At 58.1% G+C, this 19,970-nt stretch carries 20 protein-coding genes, 1 tRNA gene and 1 CRISPR repeat array (1 of these 22 only partly in view); of the genes, 8 read left to right on the forward strand and 13 right to left on the reverse strand.

The window, feature by feature from the left end; translation table 11 throughout:
- A CRISPR array of direct repeats spans window positions 1-447; the repeat unit is 29 nt; unit sequence CGGTTCATCCCCGCGGGTGCGGGGAACAG; it begins 436 nt to the left of the window's first position.
- A gap of 56 nt (window positions 448-503) precedes the next feature.
- From cas2e to cas3, 8 genes are all read right to left on the reverse strand, one after another.
- Window positions 504-791: a type I-E CRISPR-associated endoribonuclease Cas2e gene (gene cas2e, locus H1S03_RS03510; RefSeq protein WP_249777793.1), complete on the reverse strand. Its 288-nt coding sequence runs from the start codon at window positions 789-791 to the stop codon at window positions 504-506.
- Window positions 772-1,707: a type I-E CRISPR-associated endonuclease Cas1e gene (gene cas1e, locus H1S03_RS03515; RefSeq protein ID WP_185803187.1), complete on the reverse strand. Its 936-nt coding sequence runs from the start codon at window positions 1,705-1,707 to the stop codon at window positions 772-774. Before cas1e ends, cas2e begins: the two co-directional genes overlap by 20 nt.
- Window positions 1,704-2,369 (reverse strand): type I-E CRISPR-associated protein Cas6/Cse3/CasE, encoded by a 666-nt coding sequence (gene cas6e / locus H1S03_RS03520; protein WP_249777794.1) that lies wholly within the window; start codon window positions 2,367-2,369, stop codon window positions 1,704-1,706. The genes cas1e and cas6e overlap by 4 nt, the downstream gene beginning before the upstream one ends.
- A complete protein-coding gene (gene cas5e, locus H1S03_RS03525; RefSeq protein WP_185803189.1) occupies window positions 2,369-3,088 on the reverse strand; it encodes a type I-E CRISPR-associated protein Cas5/CasD in 720 nt (239 codons plus the stop codon). Before cas5e ends, cas6e begins: the two co-directional genes overlap by 1 nt.
- Window positions 3,060-4,127, reverse strand: a complete 1,068-nt coding sequence (gene cas7e, locus H1S03_RS03530; protein WP_185803190.1) for a type I-E CRISPR-associated protein Cas7/Cse4/CasC — start codon at window positions 4,125-4,127, stop codon at window positions 3,060-3,062. The genes cas5e and cas7e overlap by 29 nt, the downstream gene beginning before the upstream one ends.
- Window positions 4,124-4,609, reverse strand: coding sequence for a type I-E CRISPR-associated protein Cse2/CasB (gene casB, locus H1S03_RS03535; RefSeq protein ID WP_185803191.1), 486 nt, complete (start codon window positions 4,607-4,609; stop codon window positions 4,124-4,126). The genes cas7e and casB overlap by 4 nt, the downstream gene beginning before the upstream one ends.
- Window positions 4,606-6,069 (reverse strand): type I-E CRISPR-associated protein Cse1/CasA, encoded by a 1,464-nt coding sequence (gene casA / locus H1S03_RS03540; protein WP_283810326.1) that lies wholly within the window; start codon window positions 6,067-6,069, stop codon window positions 4,606-4,608. The genes casB and casA overlap by 4 nt, the downstream gene beginning before the upstream one ends.
- Window positions 6,070-6,188: 119 nt before the next feature.
- The gene (gene cas3, locus H1S03_RS03545) at window positions 6,189-8,642 is read right to left on the reverse strand and encodes a CRISPR-associated helicase Cas3' (protein WP_347339201.1); all 2,454 of its coding nucleotides are present in this window, start codon (window positions 8,640-8,642) and stop codon (window positions 6,189-6,191) included.
- Between the two features lie 673 nt (window positions 8,643-9,315).
- On the opposite strand from cas3, the gene H1S03_RS17705 reads away from it, so the two are divergent.
- On the forward strand, window positions 9,316-10,566 hold the full coding sequence (locus tag H1S03_RS17705) for a tyrosine-type recombinase/integrase (protein ID WP_185803194.1): 1,251 nt from the start codon (window positions 9,316-9,318) through the stop codon (window positions 10,564-10,566).
- A 103-nt stretch (window positions 10,567-10,669) separates the two neighbouring features.
- On the opposite strand, the gene H1S03_RS03555 is transcribed toward H1S03_RS17705, so the two are convergent.
- Window positions 10,670-12,205: a hypothetical protein gene (locus H1S03_RS03555; protein ID WP_185803195.1), complete on the reverse strand. Its 1,536-nt coding sequence runs from the start codon at window positions 12,203-12,205 to the stop codon at window positions 10,670-10,672.
- Between the two features lie 503 nt (window positions 12,206-12,708).
- Between H1S03_RS03555 and H1S03_RS03560 the strand changes: the two genes are divergently transcribed.
- On the forward strand, window positions 12,709-13,251 hold the full coding sequence (locus tag H1S03_RS03560; RefSeq protein WP_185803196.1) for a recombinase family protein: 543 nt from the start codon (window positions 12,709-12,711) through the stop codon (window positions 13,249-13,251).
- A 573-nt stretch (window positions 13,252-13,824) separates the two neighbouring features.
- On the opposite strand, the gene H1S03_RS03565 is transcribed toward H1S03_RS03560, so the two are convergent.
- From H1S03_RS03565 to H1S03_RS03575, 4 genes are all read right to left on the reverse strand, one after another.
- Window positions 13,825-14,199 (reverse strand): hypothetical protein, encoded by a 375-nt coding sequence (locus H1S03_RS03565; protein WP_185803197.1) that lies wholly within the window; start codon window positions 14,197-14,199, stop codon window positions 13,825-13,827.
- A gap of 45 nt (window positions 14,200-14,244) precedes the next feature.
- The gene (locus H1S03_RS17335) at window positions 14,245-14,550 is read right to left on the reverse strand and encodes a hypothetical protein (protein ID WP_221892582.1); all 306 of its coding nucleotides are present in this window, start codon (window positions 14,548-14,550) and stop codon (window positions 14,245-14,247) included.
- Window positions 14,551-14,559: 9 nt separating this feature from the next.
- The gene (locus H1S03_RS03570) at window positions 14,560-15,072 is read right to left on the reverse strand and encodes a YbjQ family protein (RefSeq protein ID WP_185803198.1); all 513 of its coding nucleotides are present in this window, start codon (window positions 15,070-15,072) and stop codon (window positions 14,560-14,562) included.
- Window positions 15,073-15,334: 262 nt separating this feature from the next.
- Window positions 15,335-15,424 (reverse strand) — tRNA-Ser (locus H1S03_RS03575).
- A 300-nt stretch (window positions 15,425-15,724) separates the two neighbouring features.
- On the opposite strand from H1S03_RS03575, the gene rplU reads away from it, so the two are divergent.
- The 6 genes from rplU to H1S03_RS03605 all read left to right on the forward strand — a co-directional run bounded on the left by rplU (window position 15,725) and on the right by H1S03_RS03605 (window position 19,968).
- Window positions 15,725-16,111 (forward strand): 50S ribosomal protein L21, encoded by a 387-nt coding sequence (gene rplU, locus H1S03_RS03580; RefSeq protein WP_166192254.1) that lies wholly within the window; start codon window positions 15,725-15,727, stop codon window positions 16,109-16,111.
- Window positions 16,112-16,135: 24 nt separating this feature from the next.
- Entirely contained in the window at window positions 16,136-16,405 is a 270-nt protein-coding gene (gene rpmA / locus H1S03_RS03585) for a 50S ribosomal protein L27 (RefSeq protein WP_166192250.1), read from the forward strand.
- A 119-nt stretch (window positions 16,406-16,524) separates the two neighbouring features.
- Complete coding sequence (locus H1S03_RS03590; protein ID WP_185803199.1) at window positions 16,525-17,034, forward strand: GNAT family N-acetyltransferase; 510 nt, start codon at window positions 16,525-16,527, stop codon at window positions 17,032-17,034.
- 90 nt (window positions 17,035-17,124) lie between these two features.
- Complete coding sequence (obgE, locus tag H1S03_RS03595; RefSeq protein WP_185803200.1) at window positions 17,125-18,165, forward strand: GTPase ObgE; 1,041 nt, start codon at window positions 17,125-17,127, stop codon at window positions 18,163-18,165.
- A 14-nt stretch (window positions 18,166-18,179) separates the two neighbouring features.
- Window positions 18,180-19,277 carry a glutamate 5-kinase gene (proB, locus tag H1S03_RS03600; protein WP_430700873.1) on the forward strand — a complete coding sequence of 366 codons (1,098 nt, stop codon included), beginning with the start codon at window positions 18,180-18,182 and terminating at the stop codon, window positions 19,275-19,277.
- A 160-nt stretch (window positions 19,278-19,437) separates the two neighbouring features.
- Window positions 19,438-19,968: a hypothetical protein gene (locus H1S03_RS03605; protein WP_185803202.1), complete on the forward strand. Its 531-nt coding sequence runs from the start codon at window positions 19,438-19,440 to the stop codon at window positions 19,966-19,968.
- Window positions 19,969-19,970 lie beyond the last annotated feature (2 nt).

Below are 19,970 nucleotides of genomic sequence, written 5' to 3' on the forward strand. Positions count from 1 at the left end.
CCCGCGGGTGCGGGGAACAGCATATACGTGGTCTCCGTTTCAACTGAGCCTGCGGTTCATCCCCGCGGGTGCGGGGAACAGGTATGAGCGCATCGCATCCGAACCACGGCACGCGGTTCATCCCCGCGGGTGCGGGGAACAGATCCGGCGCGGATGCGACGCCCGATCTGATGCCGGTTCATCCCCGCGGGTGCGGGGAACAGGCCAGCCAGTCCACCACGGGCCGCGTGTAGCACGGTTCATCCCCGCGGGTGCGGGGAACAGGACCGCGTGATTGCAGAACTCGCCCGAATTGGCGGTTCATCCCCGCGGGTGCGGGGAACAGACGTTCATCGGTACGCCCAAGGGGCGCAATGCCGGTTCATCCCCGCGGGTGCGGGGAACAGCGATCAGAAGAAACAGACCCTCAAGCCGGTGCCGGTTCATCCCCGCGGGTGCGGGGAACAGTCTTTCTGCAAAGTACTGATCTACTGAGATATTCGCGATGTCAAAGAGCGTACCGATTATTTTCTATCAGAAACCGGAGCAAAACGCACCAATGTCAGGCCGTCGAAATCGCGCGGCATGCGCCGGTTTCGGCCGACCGTGCGGAAGTCAAAGCCTTGATCCGTAGGCGCGCGCCAAGTCATCACTGCGTCACCCCGATCAATATACGCCTCGACCTGTTCCCATATCATCTCACGCGTGCGGGCGGAGTAATTCCCAACGTAAACACCTGCGCGAACTTCCAGCAGCCACGCGGCCAGACGTCCGCGCAATCGCGGTGGTGCGTCATTCAGAACGATGACCATCATCGGCGAGGCCCTTTTCCGTTTGAAATGATGCCGCGGGAGCCTCAGGAGCATCCTCGGGGCGCAGCAAACCGCCGCCTTCGAGCGCTTCCTCAATTGAGGGGATAATCTTGGAGAGTAACCTGGTTTGGCGAAACGTGTCGCGACATGCCAGGCGCACGGCGCGTTCAGGGGCCATATCCAGCTCACCGCGTGACGCGCGCGCCGCAATACGGAACGCTTCTGGCACAACCGTTTCGGTCTTCCACAGGTCCGCTATGTCGTAGACAAAGGAGCGGGGCCGCCCCCTGTGCAAAAAACCGATTGCAGGCGCGTAGCCCGCGGCCAGAACCGCCGCCTCGGACAATCCGTGCAGACATGCGGTCGCCGCGGAAAGACATCGGTTCGGCACATCAGCGCTATCCCAGTCACCCTGATCATAGCTCCGGCGTTTCCATCGCACACCATATTGCGCGGCGAATAGTTCGTAACTTTTGCGCACCCGAGCGCCCTCGATTCCACGCAATTGCTCTATGGACCGGCGCTGCGGTGCATCCTCACCAAATCGCATCAGGAACATCTTGCGCACGACGCCCAGTCGAGCGGCATCATCGAGCGCCAACCGTGCTTGCCACAACAGCTTGTCCGCCCGCGCCCCGCCTGGCTGACCGGCGGAATACAGGCGCACTCCGGCCTCTCCAACCCAGGTGATCAGCGTTCCGGTGCGCGCGGCCAGGGCGATGGCGGCATGGCTGATCCGCGCGCCCGGTTCCAGCATAAGTCCAGCGAGACCACCAACGGGAATGTGCGTGCGCGCGCCGTCCGACTCCACCGCGACGAAAGCACCGTCTTTCACGTCGAGCTGGGCCCGCTCCACGAACACCAACTGTGCCCTATCCTTCAGCGGGATCGGCTTGGGCGGTGGCAACCCGCTCATATGCGGCGCAGTAGCATCAATCCGCACCCGAACGCCTTGGCGCGCCCGAACCCGGCATTGACGCGCGCAAGGAACGCCGCTGCCTCCGTCACTTCCACGCTGCCGCTCAGATCAAGGACTCCGAATTGCGGCTGGCCTTTGCGCTTCCCCCGATGATCGGGCAACATCTGCACGGAATAATCCTGAACATCGCAAGCGTGCACCGCAAATCCGTCACGTGCACCGATGCGTTCCAGCCAGTCGCGCGCGGCACTTCCGGCCACCACAGATCGCTGCTCCGCACGTTCTGTTTTGGGAACATCGTGCAGCCGTTCCATCACTACATCGACGCGACCTTTGCCTTTCAACGTCCGCGTCGCATTGACCCGCAAGACGAACCCCAGCCGGTCGCCGGCTCGCAAATCCGGAGCGAAGGGTTTGATCTTCGGCTCCTCGAACAGACCCGCCTCCGACGGGGGGCGCGCGGACAGAACCGTAAAGCGTCCTTGCCCCTCCGCCCGCCACAGGAAATCACGTGTCGCGTCGGGATCGTCTGCGAAGGCAGACCAGATCATACGGTGATGTGCATCCATCGCGCGGGCGGTGTCGTCGGGGTCTATCAGACCGCGAAGCGCTGCCGTCGCAGGATCGCGGCGTACCTGCAAGCGGGACAGATAGCGCATCATGCCATCACCTGCGGAGTGATCGCGCAGGTCCGTGTGACAACTTCACGAGAGGAAAAATGCCAGCGATCGCGTTCCGAAGCCCTGTCGTGGCGGGCGCTGCGCTGTAGCTCAGGTCCATGCCCCATTCCAGGTTCTTCGTGGATCAACCGCGCGACGCTGGCGGCATGCCATTCCGGCACCTGGACATGCGCCAGCGCCTCTACCGCTGAAGACGCTTCGACAATCAGCGGCGCCAGTGGCGTATTCAAAGGACAACTTTTGCGCCCCAGATACGGCGTAAACACCGGGTGCCGCAGCGCCTGTGCGATCACCTCCAACCCAGCGCCCCGAACTGCTACGCCGTAAAGCACATCACAGCGGTAATCGCGTTGGGTCAGCACGGTGTTTACCCGATCGCCTGCATCGCGCAACGCCGCCGCGCGGGTTTGAGGAAACTTCACCACTGCCGTAGGCACCGTTTGGACAGTGTGGAAATCGCGCATCGGCGTGCCCGTCTCAAACTCCGCCACAGCAATGGCTAACGCATCGAGGGCCTGAAAATCCCCGTCGCGCCGGATGCCCAGGGCAGCACCCATCAGACCGATCACGGCGGAGCGGCCGGGCCAGTTCCAACTGCCCCTCCGCTCCTGTCCCGCAAGATCGCCCATCGCAGCCAGCGTGGCCCCCAGCGTAAACACCAGATGTGCCTCAACCACGGGTCGCAGCTCCCGCCGCATGGGCCGCGATCTCATCCAGAGTACCGCTGTTCCCAACCAGCATTCGCACAGTGTCCAGCGCGTCCAGCCCATAGGCACGATCCAGATTTACGACTCGCTGTTCCAGCATCTCTACCGAAAGAGGCAGCGCGTCTGCCTGCGGTACAGGTGTATAGAAAGCGCCGGTCAGATCGCGCGGTTGCGATGTGCCAACCTCGCAGCGCACATAATCTGCGCGAGGGTGGTGTGCGTGACTGTTCTGCTTGCCCTTCGGCGTCGCGGTCGCCAGCGCACGCGCCAGCGCGTCCAAGCCGCGCGCGGCAAGTTCCACATCCCCGTCAAGGTTCTCGATCAACAAATCGACGTTCACGCATGCATATAGGTAATAAACGCCCGAGCCGAACCCATGCGCGCCCAGATGTCCTGCGCCTGCGTCCTCCTCCCGCTTGTTCAGATCATCCACGGCAGTGAAGTAATCTTCCTCCGCCACGGCCTTGTGCGTGGTGATCGCATGTGAAACCTGCACGGCGGCATCGCGGTTGAAGTCCACGGCCCCGGCCAGCATTCGCCCGAACATCGCGACGTCCACCGCACCGTCGGCACGTCGCAGCACACGTTTTTGCAAATCCTTTTCCTTGGGACTATCCTCACCCGCGACAATGGCAGCGGCAAGCTCGCGGGCCAGCACCCATTCGTCGGGCGACACAAAGGCCAGCGTTGTCATGCGCTGTGGCGATTTCGTATCCTTTTTCGCCTCCATCTTGGAGAAGGCGGTGGCGACGCTCTTCGCCGCATCACGTGCATCCTGGGCGTCCGCGCCACCGTCGATCAGCTCCTTCTCGATCTCTTCCGCAATTCGCTTGGTGCGGGTGCCGACATGCCCCTCGAGTCCCTGTTGGAAATAATCGCTCTCCCTCAGGGCGCGCTTGATGGATTGGGAGGACAGGCGCAAACGCGGCGCACCGCCCACCAGGGCCTGCTTGGGCCGCCCGGCATCGTCGCGGTTGGGATTGGACGGCGGATAAGCGGTCAGCAAATGGAATTGCACGAATGTCGTCATGTCACGTCCTCAGTAGGCCGGGATTCGTTCCGGTCGTCAAAATATTGGAAGCACCAACGCGCCCGCGTCTTGTCGCTCCAGTCGAGCATGTCGCGACCCAGCCAGCCCACGTCGCAGGTGTTCTCGATCATGGGGAGCACGCGCAGCACCTGATCGGGCAATTCGTCACCCGTGGCGCGCACCATCCGCTCAAATCGCAATGCGGAACCATCACTGTCCCCCATGCGCGCCGCCAGTGCCCTTGGTTTATGGTCGCGTACATGCGCCAGAACGCGCACCAAAGCGGCCAGACGGGCAGGGTCACGCAAGCCAAGTTTGCGCGACAGATCGTGAACCTCTGCATGACAGAGGGTTTCCACGATATCCGCACGCCGCAACCGCGCGGCGAGCGCTCGGGCTGCGGGCCGGTCGCGTGCTGCAATATTGCGCGCCCACCAGTCGCGGATGATTTCCACCCGGTCGGGTTGCCTACTCTCGTTCATGCAGCTTTTCCCTTTTTGCGTGGGGGCGGCATCATTTCCAACACCCTGTAGGCACCTTCGCCATATTTGCCATAACCTTTGAACGCTGCCGCCAACTGACCCCGCCGCGCCACGATCTCCGCCTTCTTCTCAAGTTTGTGGACATGAAGCAGCGGCAACGCCCGCCGGTCAAACAGTTCCAGCGCAACGCGGCGCATCTCGGTGAGCCAGTCCTGGGCCACGTCCTCACCCTCCGCCAATCGGGGCAGGAGGCCATCGAACGCAGCTTGGGTTTCGGCAAAGAACGCCTCGACCTCTGCCTCGCGCGCCTCACCCTCTAGTACGGGTTCCAGGGCGCGTCGCAGGGCGGAGGAGTAGGTCTGCGCGGCCTTGACCAGACCACTCAACCTGTCCAACCCATCGAGATCCAGCGCGACCAGAGGCGCGCGCGACCAGATGAAATCCTGCGCGCTCATATTCGCCATCGCCCAGCCCGCGACGAGCAGGGTCGCCTCATCCTCGACATGATGCAACCGATGGGCAAACCACTCCATCACCATCTGCGCGGGATGTCGCAGGCCACCGCTGTCCTGATACGCAATCCCCAGCCAGTTGCGATATCCGAAAAGACCGGGTTTGGGATGAACAGGCAGATGTTCGCTGCCCGCCTTTTGCTGATAATAGGGTGCGCACGGATGCACCCATCCTGCGTAATTGGTCCCGTAAGGGCGCTGGCGCACGCCGACAATTCCGCGTTCATCGCCGATCAACCGCAGGCGGCGCGGCATCCCGAAGAATGCTTCGACAGGATGCGCATCCTCGTGACTTACCACTTCCCCTTTCTGGGAAGTGCGCGTTGCCCGCATCCATGGCAAATCATCCATAGTCGCGGGCGTTCCATAGGGTACGTTTGCCCAGATCAGCGACCACAGACCTTCCCCCGGATCAACCAGCGTAACCATCGGCCCCCCGCCGCGCATCGAAGTCCGGTTGCCAGCGCCGCCCGAGGGCGCAAAGGCCTGCAAGGTATACAGCGCCATCGCCGCCAACCCGTGCTGCAATGCATCGTAGCGCCCGCGGTGCGGCATCAGATCGGCGTTCTTCTTGGCGGTTGAGGTGCCGGCGCTGTCGATGAACAACATATTCACCCCGTCGCCCGCACCCTCCAGTTCCGCACGATCCTGCATGAAGCGCGCGCCGCCGCCCAGAAGTTCGAATGCAGGTGCGTAGTCCAGCGACCGCTGTGACAACCGGCTGGAATCCGGCGCCTGACGCGCAGACCAATCCTTCAGGTCAACAGGCGGGTCAGCCATCAGGACGAGCCCGATCAACAACTCCATGCACGCGAGGTTCAAATCGGCCCGCGGCCACTCCAACGCGGCAACCTGCCCATCCGACACCCCAGCCGGCGTCACCATGCGCGTACTGCCATCCTTCATGCGCACCGGGATCCAAGGGTCTGTTATGAGATTCAAAGCCATGTGGCCACCTGAACAGCTTACACGCAATTATGGTGTGTGGATTGACACGCTGCGTGAAATTTTCAGTGAAACGCCCGCGCGAATTGAACTCTTCCTAGTCGGACCATCCCCGTTTGATCTCAATTCGGGGACGTGAATATCAAACCCCGTTCCGCAGAATATCGCAACCCCGGTGCAATCATTCCGTCCTCCTCGACGACACACAGCGTCAAACTTTCGATCAGCCAGCCCGGCCAATTGCGGGTAAAAGTGTCAGCCTCAACTATAGGCAGATCAATTCCCTTCAGCCTGGCCATCGAGGCGGAGACCTGTGCGAACGGCAGCTCCCGTATTGATCCATCACCATGCAAGGGCTCTAATCCGTGTTCGCCTTTTCGCAGCAACAGCAGATCGCGCGTCTCGCCGCTCAATCGTGTGGGATAGTCGGCTTCGGGGTGGCACGCGCCCATCGCACGATAACCGGCGTCCCAATCAATGGCATTGCGCAGGCCCTGACCACGCTCCGCCCCCACAGCCCCCAAGCGATCAATTTCCGCCTGCTCCAGAACCTCTGGCACGGGGATCGCCTCCGCGCCATGCACCGGTTCGATCAAACCGCGCAGCCCCTGTGGGGCCCGAATTTCACCCGCGTCGAACAGGATTCGCGCCGTGCGCCAGATCGACGGCACCGGGTACACGAACGCGCCGGCACCGAGTACATCCCCCAACCATTGCGATGACTTCACAACGTCCGGATCAGGGGCCAGAACATGCAAGCATGGACCCTCGACCGCGCGGGAGGAGGAGGGGCGCTCCTCCATGTGACGCCAGAGCCGGCCCGCCCGCTGAATCAAGGATGCCATCGGCGCTACATCCGAAACCATAACGTCAAAGTCCAGATCCAGGGAGCTTTCGATAACTTGGGTGGAGATCAGCACACGCCCAGCCCCGCCCTCACGATGTTTTCCGAACCGTCGCAGGGCCGTTGCCTCATGCAACTTGCGATCCGCCAGTACAAAGCGGGCATGCAGCAGGTCACAGGGGATTCCGCGCGCTTTGAGCACCTCGTAAGCCTCGATCGCGTCATCCACCGCATTGCGAACCCATGCGCAGGCCGCACCTGCGCGCGCCTTGGCTTCCAACATGTCGAGCGTGGTATCGGCGCTGTCGAGGCGTGTAACATGTACCGGCCCGCGTGCGACGGTTCGCGGTGCGATCCCCTTCGCACGACCGTTAATGACCAAGGCCGGATAGCGCTCACCTTCAACTGATGTTGTCTCACGTCCTGCTCCCGCTTCGAACGCTCCGACCAGTTGCGCGCGCAGATTCAACGGCAGAGTTGCTGACAGCAAGATCGCCGAACCACCCATACGCGCGTGCACATAGAGCAACTTGGCCAATAACGCTCCCATGTAAGGATCGGCCATTTCATGCGCTTCATCCACGATCAATATCTTGGAGGACAGTCCATGCAGACGCATGGTGGAGTGGCGTGTCGGGAGGATCGCAAGCAAGGCCTGATCTATCGTACTGACGCCAACGTCAGCCAACAGTGCCTTGCGCCGATCATCGGCCAGCCAGGCCGAACAACCCGGCCCGTCACCACCCTCACGCCCACGAACCTCAGCCCAGGTCTCGGACAATTGCGCACGACCATGTGCAAGGGTGAGCGAAGGCGGAGCATCGAACATCTGTCTTACGATCGCTTCTGATCGCGCAAACATCGCATCGGCCGTGGCCATAGTAGGTAGAGCGAAATAAATGCCGCGTCCGTGCCGCCGCGCCAACATACGACCGGCGAGGATCAGCGCTGCTTCGGTTTTCCCCGCGCCGGTTTCATCCTCCAGAATGGCCAATGTCGGTGTATCCGGTAGTGGTGTATGGGTGCACGCCAATTGAAGTGGGCTTAGCGAGAAATCAAAACTGGGCGAGCCAATTCCCTCAGCTCTGCCCAGTCCTGTAGCCGCCACGGCAACCTCAGCACGTTCACGCGCAATTTCCAGATAATCGGTCGCGGAGTGGACTGCATCAACAGCGGGAAACCATTCTGTATTGGAGCCAATCCAGTCTGCCAGCGCGATGAATCCAGGCAAGCGCCAACTCGCTGCATTTGCATCGTAACAATCAGTCATCTGCGCAACAGGAAACAAATCGAGCAGGATCTCTGTGAACTCGCGCGCGGCAATTTGTGCATCCGAGCCGATGCTGCGCACCATGCTGCGCCATTCCGCCGATTTCAGTGGAGTGAGTGTCGGCGGTCGACCGTGATGCCCAGCACATGCAGCATATAGCGCCCTGCGGGTCTCGAGCGTTCCACCAATCGCTGCAGCGAGTAGATCATCATTCGCGTGCAGATGAGCCTCCGTCACTTCCCAGTGCCGATAGTTTTGAGGTGTACCATCTCTGAGCATGAGCTGGAATCTGGCGCCGATCTTACCGACATCGTGCAAGGCCGCAAACAAGGTGAATATTTTTGCCTCTGACGTATGTGACAGCAGAGCCGCCACCGCAGCAACATCCAGAGAATGATACAAGACGGAGTGCTGAATCCCCCTCTCATCTGCACTCTTTGCAACCCATATCGAAGGAACCACAAGCTGCTCCCTTATAATCTGCGTGGCGAGATGAATGGCCTCAACTCCGCCGCCATCCCCACACTCTTACGTTTACGACATTTGGAACCAGTGTCGTGCCATATTACGACGATTGGGCACCAAAGAGTTGATTACTTCCCATGTGCTTCTTTGCTAGTTGCGCCGCCATGCGCATGGCAAAAACCGCCGTCTTCTTGCAACCAAACGTCGATGGGCCGTTGTATGCCGCCGCTGACTGAATTCTTGCAGCGTTCGCTTTTTGCAGTCTTAGCGCCACAGCGCGGTTCGCCGTAGGTGGCTAGCCAATCAAGATACTGCGACTTGAAGGCACCATTTTTCCTAGCGAACCATTCCGCCCGATCATTCAGGAAGTCTTCAACGTCACTTGGTTGAAGGTCTACTGTAATGCCGCCCCATGGCGCGTCAACAGAGGCAACGAGACTAACGCCCGCGCGTTAGGCTAAGGAAACGCTCCTCAAAGCCCTGAAAATCGCATGAGCAGTTCAAAAATAGGATTGATTGAGCGTCGATTGATCCTGTGAAATCAAGGCAAATTGGCGGAGAGACAGGGATTCGACGTCAAGTCGTTTTTATGGTCTTTTTCTATTGATTATAAAGGCGATAGAAGTCTAAACGTGTGTGGTAATCGTGTGTGGTTTGGTTGGAGATGGTCGTGGCGAAATACCTGCAAAAGCGTCGTCGTGTCTGGTACGCTGTTCTTGAGATACCACGATCACTGAGGCCACATTTTGGTGGAAAGGCTCGTCTGGTCAGATCGCTACAAACAGAGAGCCTGACCGAAGCCGAACGGCTTGTCTTGGGTGTTGTGTCAACGTGGAAGGCAATTTTTGAGGCAAAACGAAACGGCGTCGCCACGAAGGACGCAATTACTGCATTGCAGGCACAGGCTGAGGAGCTTCAACTCCAAGGATGGAACGCTTATGACATTAAGCATCGCCAAGCTGAAATCGCCGAATTATTTGAAGACGACGACCTACGGAACGCTGTTGGCGTCGTGCACGGTGACTACATCCAACTCGACCAGTACATAGATGATTACATCGCCATGACTGAGGGCACTGCCAAAACCAAAGACATGAAAGCAGCCGACCTAAGGCGCTTTGCCAAGAAATTCTCCTATGCTGATGAGGCGCCCCGTTTGCAGGTTATGGACTGGGTGGACCATGAACTTATGGCCGAACAAAAACTGTCTGCCGCAACCTGCCGTAGGATCATTTCAGCTTGCAGGGGCTACTGGGCATACTTGGAGCGACACCACAAACTCGACACCCCCCAGCCCTTCGACAAGGTGGTGCCCAGCGCCCCTCGAAAGAAGACAAAAGAGGACGTAAGGAAGCGCAGAAAGCATTTTGGCAAGGGGGACTACCAAAAATTGCTAGACGGCTCTCAGCGGCGCTCTGAGGTGCTCTCAGCCCTAATTCAGTTAGGGGCATACACTGGCGCAAGGATTGAGGAGCTTTGCTCTCTGAAGCTGGAACACCTGACAGATGATCGCTTTAAGATTGAAGACGCCAAAACCTCCGCAGGGATCAGGGAAATTCCGATACATAGCCACATCAAAACGTTGGTGGCACAACTCAAGAAAGATAGCACAGACGCCTACCTATTATCCGGCTTGACCTTCAATAAATATAACGACCGCTCCAATGCTGTAGGAAAGCAGTTTGGCAGGCTGAAGGCAGACCTTGGTTATGGCCCTGACTTTGTGTTTCATTCCTTCAGGAAGGGTGTCGCTACCCAACTCGAAACCGCAGGGGTTGCTGAAAACGTAACTGCAAGAATACTTGGCCATGAATTCCGTACAATAACCTACGGTCTATATTCTGGTGGCGTGAGCTTCGACGTATTGGCAAAGGCGCTGGGCCGAGTTGATTGGAGATGGCAATGGGTGGTTGGTGCCTGAGAGATAGGTGGAGTAAGCCCTATGTGGGACTATTTTATCGGTCTGGATTGAATTAGGAAGGGAGGCCCAGTGAAGGGCCTCTCCTCGTGCTTTGCGCGTGAGATTAGGGGTTGCCCGACTTTGGCTGGTTCTGATAGCCTGCGTTTGCATGTTGGGTGGATTGCCATACCTCAGGAGTATACTTTTCTTCCTCTATACCTTTCCTTCCCTCCCCTAATTCTTGGTCTGTTAAGTCTTCTAGGAACTGATAATCTTCATCATCTATTACTGAGTAATCTTCATCTTCCTCAGGGTAATTAGTTATTTCTGAATAGTCAGTATAGTGATCTGGATAATCTGCCTTATAAATCTGACAGGTTCCGTTTGGGTAGGTTATGTCAAGGGCAGGAACCGCTCCTAGGTAGTGAATTAAGTTCTCCCTGAGGGCCTCTAGAACAACGTCTTTATCAGAAACCTTGCATATCAGACAATCATGGACAGGGTAGCTGGGAACATCCGCGAGGGCCAACTGAAGAATGGTTGCGGTCATAATGTTGCTTTCAATATTCATAAGTTTGAATACATCAAGGTCACATGTTTTCAGGAATGGGTAGGTTTGGTAAATTTCGTCATACAGGCTTTTAGCACTCACTTTCTTGGGTACGTTATACTTCTGCTTGACCGTTCGTGTTTTAACCTTGCCATCTTCGCCTCTGACCTTTTCGCCTTTTGGGAAGGAGGTAGGTTCCCCGTCCACGGACAAAAGCTTTGATACTAGCAGCTTCATGAGGTTGCGCGCTTCTGTAAACCGGTCTGTTCCCTGATGCTTCTGGACGTATGGAAGGATTGAGTAGGGATCATCAGGCAGCCGTTTGCTTAGCTTTCCTGCAATGATAGCAAGGTAGCAGGATTTCAGGTCAATTTCGCAAACAGGTTCAAGGTCAATGGTCATGGATAGTCTCACGCTTTCTGAATGGTTCTGATAGCTTCCGTAGCTTCTGCCCCCTTGCTCAAGGTCTGAATTGTTAAATATGCGGGTGATCGTGCTGAACGTAGCTCCCGTGGGGTGGTTTAGCGGGTGTGCTGCCATGCAAGCCCGAATGAGACGCACTTCATTATGTAACCTGCTGACTTCCTCTTGATCGAAGCGTTTGAGGCTAAGTTTGTGTCCACCCGTGGAGTGACCCGCCCGAGGGACCTTGGGGCTGCGCACTTGAATGGCAGGGCTTAGGCCGTGAGGTTTGAACTTGAGCGCGTGGCCAAAGTTGGGAATGCGAATTTTATACACGGCGCAGAGCCTGTCCCTTTTGGATGAGGGTTGAACCTTTTGCAGGTATTGACCTTCAAGGGCCTTCTTTAACTCCCTCACAAAGGTGCCGCCGTAGGCGCTATCCGTAAATTCCGCGTTCGCGCTCGGCCAAAACACCCGCCCGTCGATGCTGGACATATATGCCATGCAGAAGTCCGACAAAGCCCAGATGAATTTTTTCTCGGATGTTCGGCGATCAGGGAAGATACCGAGTTCTCTCAGCCAGAAAGCTAGGGCTTCGTATGTGGTGGCGTCTGCTGGCTCGAAGTCGCAGTACACTTTGCTGGTCCCTTCGATTACATTGCCAAACTGGTGCGAGTAGGTTTTGTAGGTTCGATTTTCGTCTTTCAAATTTTGTCCTTTCAATGGGTGACGGCCCTTCGGAGAGGCGCATGCCTCAGGGCTATCCGTTCAATTATGTATGGGAGCTTGGCCGCTGTCGCGCCCAAGCGTTTGACACAAAAATTCCCGCGACCTTACGGAGCGGGTTCGGGTTGGCATGTCGCCATGATACATCGGAGCGAACTCGGAAAATTCCGATGCTATCCAAACGCATTACAGCAATTTGACAGGCTTCCTGCCGAATGTCAAGGGAGACTTAAAATATTGCATGTGTCGTTGCGGTTAGTGGTGATTTGGCTGCCTGGCTTGCTCACGATCAGATGCCCTACCTCAAGCTGTAGCAACGCCCAAGTTTCCTGCCCCCTCTTGCCTCTGTCGCGTCCCTTTAGAGTAGACGGTAAGGTTACTGATGGCTGTTACTGTCGGAGCAGTCACAATAGGGTATTTATGCTTGCAAATGTGACTAGAATCACCTTACTCTAAAGTCAAATGTTACCAGATTGGAGGGTACTATGGCTTTGGTAGGTTATCGTCGCGTTAGCAGCGTGGATCAGAACTTGGACCGTCAGGACCTCGGCCAGGTCGAGAAGGTGTTTGAAGAGAAGCTGTCAGGCAAGAGCGCCAAGGATCGCCCAGCGCTGCAAGCCATGCTTGACTACATCCGAGAGGGCGACACGGTTGCCGTATACTCAATTGATCGCCTTGCCCGCGACCTGAGGGACCTTCAGGACATAATCCAGACTGTCAACGACAAGGGCGCTACCATCCGCTTCCTGACTGAGGGGCTGACCTTCTCTGCTGACAAGGATGATGCCTTTGCCAAGCTGCAACTTCACATGATGGGCGCGTTCGCTGAATTTGAGCGGAATATCATCCGCAAGCGTCAGGCAGAGGGGATCGCCAAGGCCAAGTCGAAGGGGGTCTACAAGGGCAGGAAGCCTAGCATAGATCGTGACAGGGTTAAGGAACTGAGGGAAGAGGGCTTGTCCACCTACAAGATTGCCGCGAACATGGGTATCAGCCGCATGTCAGTTCACCGAATCTTGAACGGATAGGCTGAGGTTTGCTCTGAAACGCGAAGGACCCTGCCTAAGTGACGGGTCCCCCTTGGGAATAAGAGGGCGGGCCGATTTTGAACTGGCAGCCCCCCTGCAACTCGGAGGAAAAATAATGACTTTACAAGATAACTTAAAAGCCTATTCCCGATTTTTTCCCAATGCTTTCACCCAGATTGCAGTTCATATCAGAGCAGAAATCATTCCTTGTCAGTCTTGAAGGAGTTATTTTCTACGTAACGTGATTTGGTCAAGGTAAAAATCACAAACACTCACATCCTCATCATTATAAAGAGACGCCAAGCGTATTTGTTGGGACAAAATTGCCCTTTCAATGCTGTTGGTATTTCGCGTCGAGCTCATGCTTTGCGCGGTTTGGTAGAGGGAGTCTAGCTTTTCGTCTAGTTTGTCGTAGCAGGATTTTTCACTCTCCCAACAAGCAGACAGCGGCAGAAACGCCACGATGATTAATGACTTGCGAATCATGTCGTGAAATTTTCCCGAGAATTAGAGGTTGTCATGACGCCACATGGATTACTTTGGTCAATTCCACGCCTAACGGTTCGAGAAAATTTATCGTTGAGCTCGATGGCAGGCATTCACCCATACATTGGCAAAATCCTCAGAAGCATCAAGTTTCCCCTCCGTCGAATTCATTGTGGGGAATTCATATGCAGCCAAGACCATGTCTTTCACAGTATCATTGAAGTCAAACAATTCGTCAGTCTCCCTTGCTTGGGACATAGCTTCGGAGAGGGGTGTGCCATTCTGTCTATTGAGCATGACGGATTTTGAAATCGTTTCAATTGCCAGCCCGCATAATTCTTCGTTCTGTGGGAAGCGGCCATCGTACGTTAGCGTCATAGCATCTTCACGCTGTGCTAGAGCTCCTTGTGGCAGAAGGGTCGCGCAAGCGATAATTACGTAGAATTTGGTTCTAATACTCATAAAGTGTTGCCTTTTAGTTTTTGCTTCGTGGAGCCCGTCGCGCTGTTAAGTTAAGCCTGCCTTCGACTCGATACTATCTCCGCTCTCAGTGAGATTTCGCTCTAGGAGTTCGGCGGCTTCTTTTAGGATTCTTGGTACTTCACCGGCAATCTGTCTACGTATTTCGGATATGGGCTGAGATTCATCCTTTGCAAGTCGCAATGTCACTTCTATATCGTGCCCGGTGAGGTTTTGAAGCGGAGGCGCGAGAGATATATTAACCGTAGTGGATATATATTCAGTGCGTTCTTTGATCTTTATTTCTTTTAGGTCGTAGCTGTATAGCTTCAAACTTTCTGTCGTGTTGGTCAAAACTCTTTCCTACTCAGTTTGTCGTGTGTTCTTACTTATCCGAACTGCGGTTCCTGACGCCACTAACAGCACCATGTTTGCTGCCACACTGAGTTCAACATAGTCCAAATCCACGCCTACAACGGCATTGGCCCCAACAGCATGGGCTTCTTTTTTGAGTTCGTAAAGGGCAGTTCGCCTAGCATCGCGCATGGTCTTTTGCACAGCCTCAGAGCGCCCGCCTATCACATCCCGAACCCCGGCGAACAAATCTTTGAAGATGTTCATGCCAAAGGCGCACTCAGCAGTGACAATCTCGATTCGCTCTGTGATGGGTAGGTTCGGGGCTGTTTCCGTTGTCAGAAGGATCGCCTCTATCGCCTCCTGTCGCTCCTCGATTATCGAAGCGCGTTCTGCCTGCTCTTTAGAGTAGTTAGGGTGGTCTTCTGGCCAGACGTTTTTCTTGATGCAGGACTTGCATCGGCGATGTTCGTCACCTTCCCAAAAACCGATCCGACTGCCACAGATGATGCATTCAGCCATGTCGCTATCCCTTAAAAGCATTTGCGAAACTATTTCAGCCTAGCAGACCCGCTGCAAGCGAGAACGATGAGCTGCGCCAAACGCGTTACTCCATGTCACACATCCTGCCCACCTAGTCGTTCTTGCGCGTAGCGGTGCGAGTCGGAGTGTGAGCGGTTCAACCCGCTATGTGGTTAACGTGTGTGGTAGGCGTGTGTGGTTGAAAATTCCGACGCCGCTGAAGTGGCAACCATTTCAATTACTTAATGGCCGTAGCAGAAAATGGCGGAGAGACAGGGATTCGAACCCTGGGAACCCGTGAAGGCTCAACGGTTTTCGAGACCGCCCCATTCGACCACTCTGGCACCTCTCCGTGAGGCGACGACTTAGCGGTTTGGAAACTCCGCTGCAAGGGATAGTAGGGCGGGAACGACAACTTTCCTGCTCACGGCTGACGGAGCGATGGTCGTGGCCGGGTCTGAATTCCGATCTGGCTGAGGTTCATTCGGCCTTGACACTTCAGGGGCTTCGCAGCATACGAGCCATTCGCGGGCAAACATGCCTGCGCGATATTTGTAGAGAGCTCCACCAGGGGCCGCTGCCCGAGGTGCGGAATTCCGCGCAACTCCCGTTCAGGGGACCGCAGGGCGCGAAGATGAAAAGGAAGACCAGCATGTTCGCGGTCATCAAGACAGGTGGCAAGCAGTACCGCGTTGCCAAAGACGATGTTTTCACGGTCGAGAAGCTCGACGGTGAGGCGGGCGACGAGATTCGCTTCGCAGAAGTGCTCATGATCGGTGGCGATACCGTCACGGTCGGTGCACCCATGATCGACGGCGCAGCCGTGATGGCGGAAGTGGTCGAGCAGACCCGCGGTGACAAGGTCATCTCCTTCGTCAAGCGCCGGCGGAAGCACTCCTCCCAGCGCCGTCGCGGCCATCGTCAGCACCTGACGAAGGTCCGGATCGTGGACATCCTCGCAGACGGCAAGAAGCCTGCGAAGAAGAAAGCAGCCCCCAAGAAAGCCGAGGCCGAGACGGCCGAAGCGGCAGCCGAATAATTTCAGGACGCAGGAGACAATAGCATGGCACATAAAAAAGCAGGCGGTTCCTCGCGTAACGGTCGCGACTCCGCTGGTCGCCGCCTCGGCGTGAAGAAATTCGGTGGCGAACTGGTCATCCCCGGCAACATCATCGTGCGTCAGCGCGGCACCAAGTGGTGGCCGGGTCAGAACGTCGGCATGGGCCGCGATCACACATTGTTCGCGACGGAGGAAGGCAACGTGACCTTCCACAAGGGTCTCAAGGGTCGTACGTTCATCAGCGTGCTTCCCGCGCAGGAGGCCGCTGAATAAGCCGCCCTTCCTATCGAGTTCACATGACGGGGATCGGCGGAAACGCCGGTCCCCGATCTCGTTTCACAGCACGTGCCCAGACCATGCACACAATTCGCCCCACAGGCCGAGGATTTCAGATGCCCGTACCCGTGATCGAGACAGAACGTCTGACCCTGCGCCCGCTGCGCGCGTCGGATGCTGGGCTGATCTCTCTTCATGCGGGGGATGCGCGGGTGGCAACGATGACGACCCGTATTCCCCATCCGTATCCGCCCGGCGCAGCCGAGGGGTTCATCGAGCGCGCGCAACGCGACGACAATGGTGAGCAGGCATGGGCACTGGATGCGACCAAGATCGACGGTGAGGAATTTCTGGGCGTCATATCCCTCAGCGACACCGGGGAGGTCGGATACTGGATCGGCCCGCCCTTCTGGCGCACCGGCTTCGCCAGCGAGGCTTTGGCCGCTGTCGTCGCGCATCACTTCGCCCATGGCGGCGGGGCCTTGAAGGCGCAGGTCTTTCAGGACAACGATGCCTCAGCGGCGGTTCTGACGACGGCTGGCTTTCACTATCTGGGTGAGGGGGAGGCCTATTCCGTCGCCCGGGCCGCGACACATCCGGTCTGGACCTATAACCTGGACCGATAATCTGGACCGGGGCATGAGGCCGTGCGCTGCCCCTTGAGGCGCAGCGCACCTTAGCGTATCAGCACGGCTTGTTCGACGGAGGGTGCGCCCATGAAGTTTCTCGATTTTGCCAAGGTTACCGTGCGTTCCGGCGCGGGGGGGCGTGGGTGTATCTCGTTCCGGCGCGAAAAATATATCGAGTATGGCGGCCCTGACGGCGGCAATGGCGGGCGCGGCGGCGACGTTATCGCAGTGGCGGTCGAGGGTCTGAACACCCTGATCGACTATCGCTATCAGCAGCATTTCTTTGCGCAGAACGGGCGGCCTGGGGAGGGGCGTCAGAAAACCGGCGCGGATGGGGACGACATCGTGCTGCGGGTTCCCGTCGGCACGGAGATCCTCGACGACGATCAGGAAACGGTGATTGCCGATCTGACCGAGGTGGGCCAACGGGTTCTGCTGGCCAAGGGCGGCAATGGCGGGTTCGGCAACCTGCATTTCAAATCCTCGACCAATCAGGCGCCCCGTCGCGCCAATCCAGGCCAGGACGAAATCGAGCGTGTTCTGTGGCTGCGGTTGAAGCTGATCGCGGATGTCGGTCTGCTGGGTTTGCCCAATGCGGGAAAATCGACGTTCCTTGCCGCGACCTCGAACGCGCGGCCCAAGATTGCGGACTATCCATTCACCACGCTGCACCCGAACCTGGGGGTTGTCGCCGTGGACGGGGCGGAGTTCGTCATCGCGGATATTCCCGGCCTGATCGCCGGCGCGCATGAGGGCAGGGGGATCGGAGACCGGTTTCTGGGCCATGTCGAACGCTGCGCCGTGCTGCTGCATCTGATCGACGGCACGCAGGACGATGTGGCCGAGGCCTATCACACCATCATCAACGAGTTGGAGCAATATGGCGGCGGGCTGGCCGATACGCCTCGCGTCACCGTGCTGAACAAGATCGACGCGCTGGACGACGAATTGGTGGAGATGCAACTGGCCGAGTTGCGCAAGGTTTGCGACGGTCCGGTTCTGACCATGTCCGGCGCTGCACAATCGGGCACGACCGAGGTTCTGCGCGCGTTGCGGGCGCAGATCGTTGCAAGGGCGAATGCCGAAGCTGCCGAGGGTGAGGAGGACGGACCTTGGCGACCGGTCTGAACGCCTCGGAACGGATCGACACGGCGCGCACGGTCGTCATCAAGATCGGCTCCGCTTTGCTGGTCGATGCCACGACGGGTGCCTTGCGTCAGGAATGGCTGTCAGGCTTGCTCGAAGACGTGGCGATGCTGCGGGGGCAGGGCAAGTCGGTGCTGCTCGTCTCCTCCGGCTCGATCGCGCTTGGGCGGCGGGTGCTGAAGCTGTCATCGGGCGCTTTGCCGCTGGAACAGTCGCAGGCCGCAGCCGCGGTCGGGCAGATCCGTCTGGCGCGCGCCTATGAGGAGGGCCTGCGCCCCCACGGCGTCACCACGGCGCAGGTTCTGATGACGCTGGAGGACAGTGAGGATCGGCGTCGATACCTCAACAGCCGCGCGACGTTGCGCACCTTGCTGGGGCTGGGTGTCGTGCCCATCGTGAACGAGAATGACACGGTCGCCACCGATGAAATCCGCTATGGCGACAATGACCGGCTGGCCGCTCAGGTCGCGTCGCTGGCCGGGGCGGATACGCTGATCCTGCTGTCGGATGTGGACGGTCTGTATACCGCGAACCCACGACAGGACGAGACCGCTCAACACATTCCGCTGATCGAGCGGATCACGCCTGAGATCATGGCAATGGCCGGCGGGGCGGGAACCGACGGGGCCAAGGGCGGGATGCGCACCAAGGTTCTGGCCGCCGAAACCGCGATGCAGGCGGGCTGTACGCTGGCGATTTGCCGGGGGGACGCCATGCGTCCGATCTCGGCCCTGCTTCACGGGGCGCGGGCCAGCTGGTTCGTTCCGACGGATGACCCTGCCAAGGCGCGAAAGCTGTGGATCGCGGCAATGCGTCCGCGCGGCACGGTGCGCATAGATACCGGCGCGGCCACCGCGCTGGTGCAGGGGCGCTCCCTGTTGCCAGCCGGTGTGGTTCGCGTCGAGGGCAGCTTCAGCCGGGGCGATCCGGTGGATATCACCGGCCCACGCGGGGAAACCGTGGCCCGGGCGCTGGCCGGATATGACAGCGTTGAGCTCAAACGTATCGTCGGGCGGCAAAGCGCTGAAATCGAATCGGTTCTGGGCTATCCGGGGCGCGCATATGTCGTGCATCGCGACGATATGGCGATCTAGCATCGGCGCGACGGTGCAAGCACCGGCTGTGGGCGCGTCTGACCGCTCACCCACGGGCTGTATTGTGGATTGATTTACAATCTGTTGCCGGATTTCGGCGCGCGGTTTCGCGTCCTCGCATGATACGAATACACACCACGTATTCACCCCGGTTTCGCCCATGCGCCTGCTCCCGCTACTCTTTCTGTTCGTCCTGACAAGCTGCAGCGCCCTTGGGGTCGCTGCGGATCGGCCCGGCCGGGGGCAGATCGTCGTTGCGGGAAGCGATGTTCTGGTCCCGCTGGAAAACTCGATGTTCGCGCAACCGCAGACGATGCCGGATCTCCTCGCGGATCGGGCGAGGGTTGCGCATGTGGTGGTTCAGAGCAGGGGGGAACGCGCCGCAATGCACGACCTTTGCGCGGTTTCGCAGGAAACGCCGGATATCGTCCTGCTGACCCGCTCGCCCGAGATGAGCGAAATCCGTAGGTGTGAGCTGTTGGGGATCACACCCAGCGCGGATCTGATCGCGATGTATCGTGGTGGGCTGGCGGGTGCGCATGACTTCGATCAGGTGTGGATCGCCTTCGTTCCCGACCGTTTTGCGACGAACGCCGCCGCCGTGCGGGCGGTACGGGTCTTGCGCTACGAATTTTCGCGCCTCATAGAAGGAACGGTATACGAGCCGTATTTCACGGCGCGTCGAAACTGAGC

It is taken from the genome of Pontivivens nitratireducens (genome assembly GCF_014235845.1).
Taxonomy (GTDB): domain Bacteria; phylum Pseudomonadota; class Alphaproteobacteria; order Rhodobacterales; family Rhodobacteraceae; genus Pontivivens; species Pontivivens nitratireducens.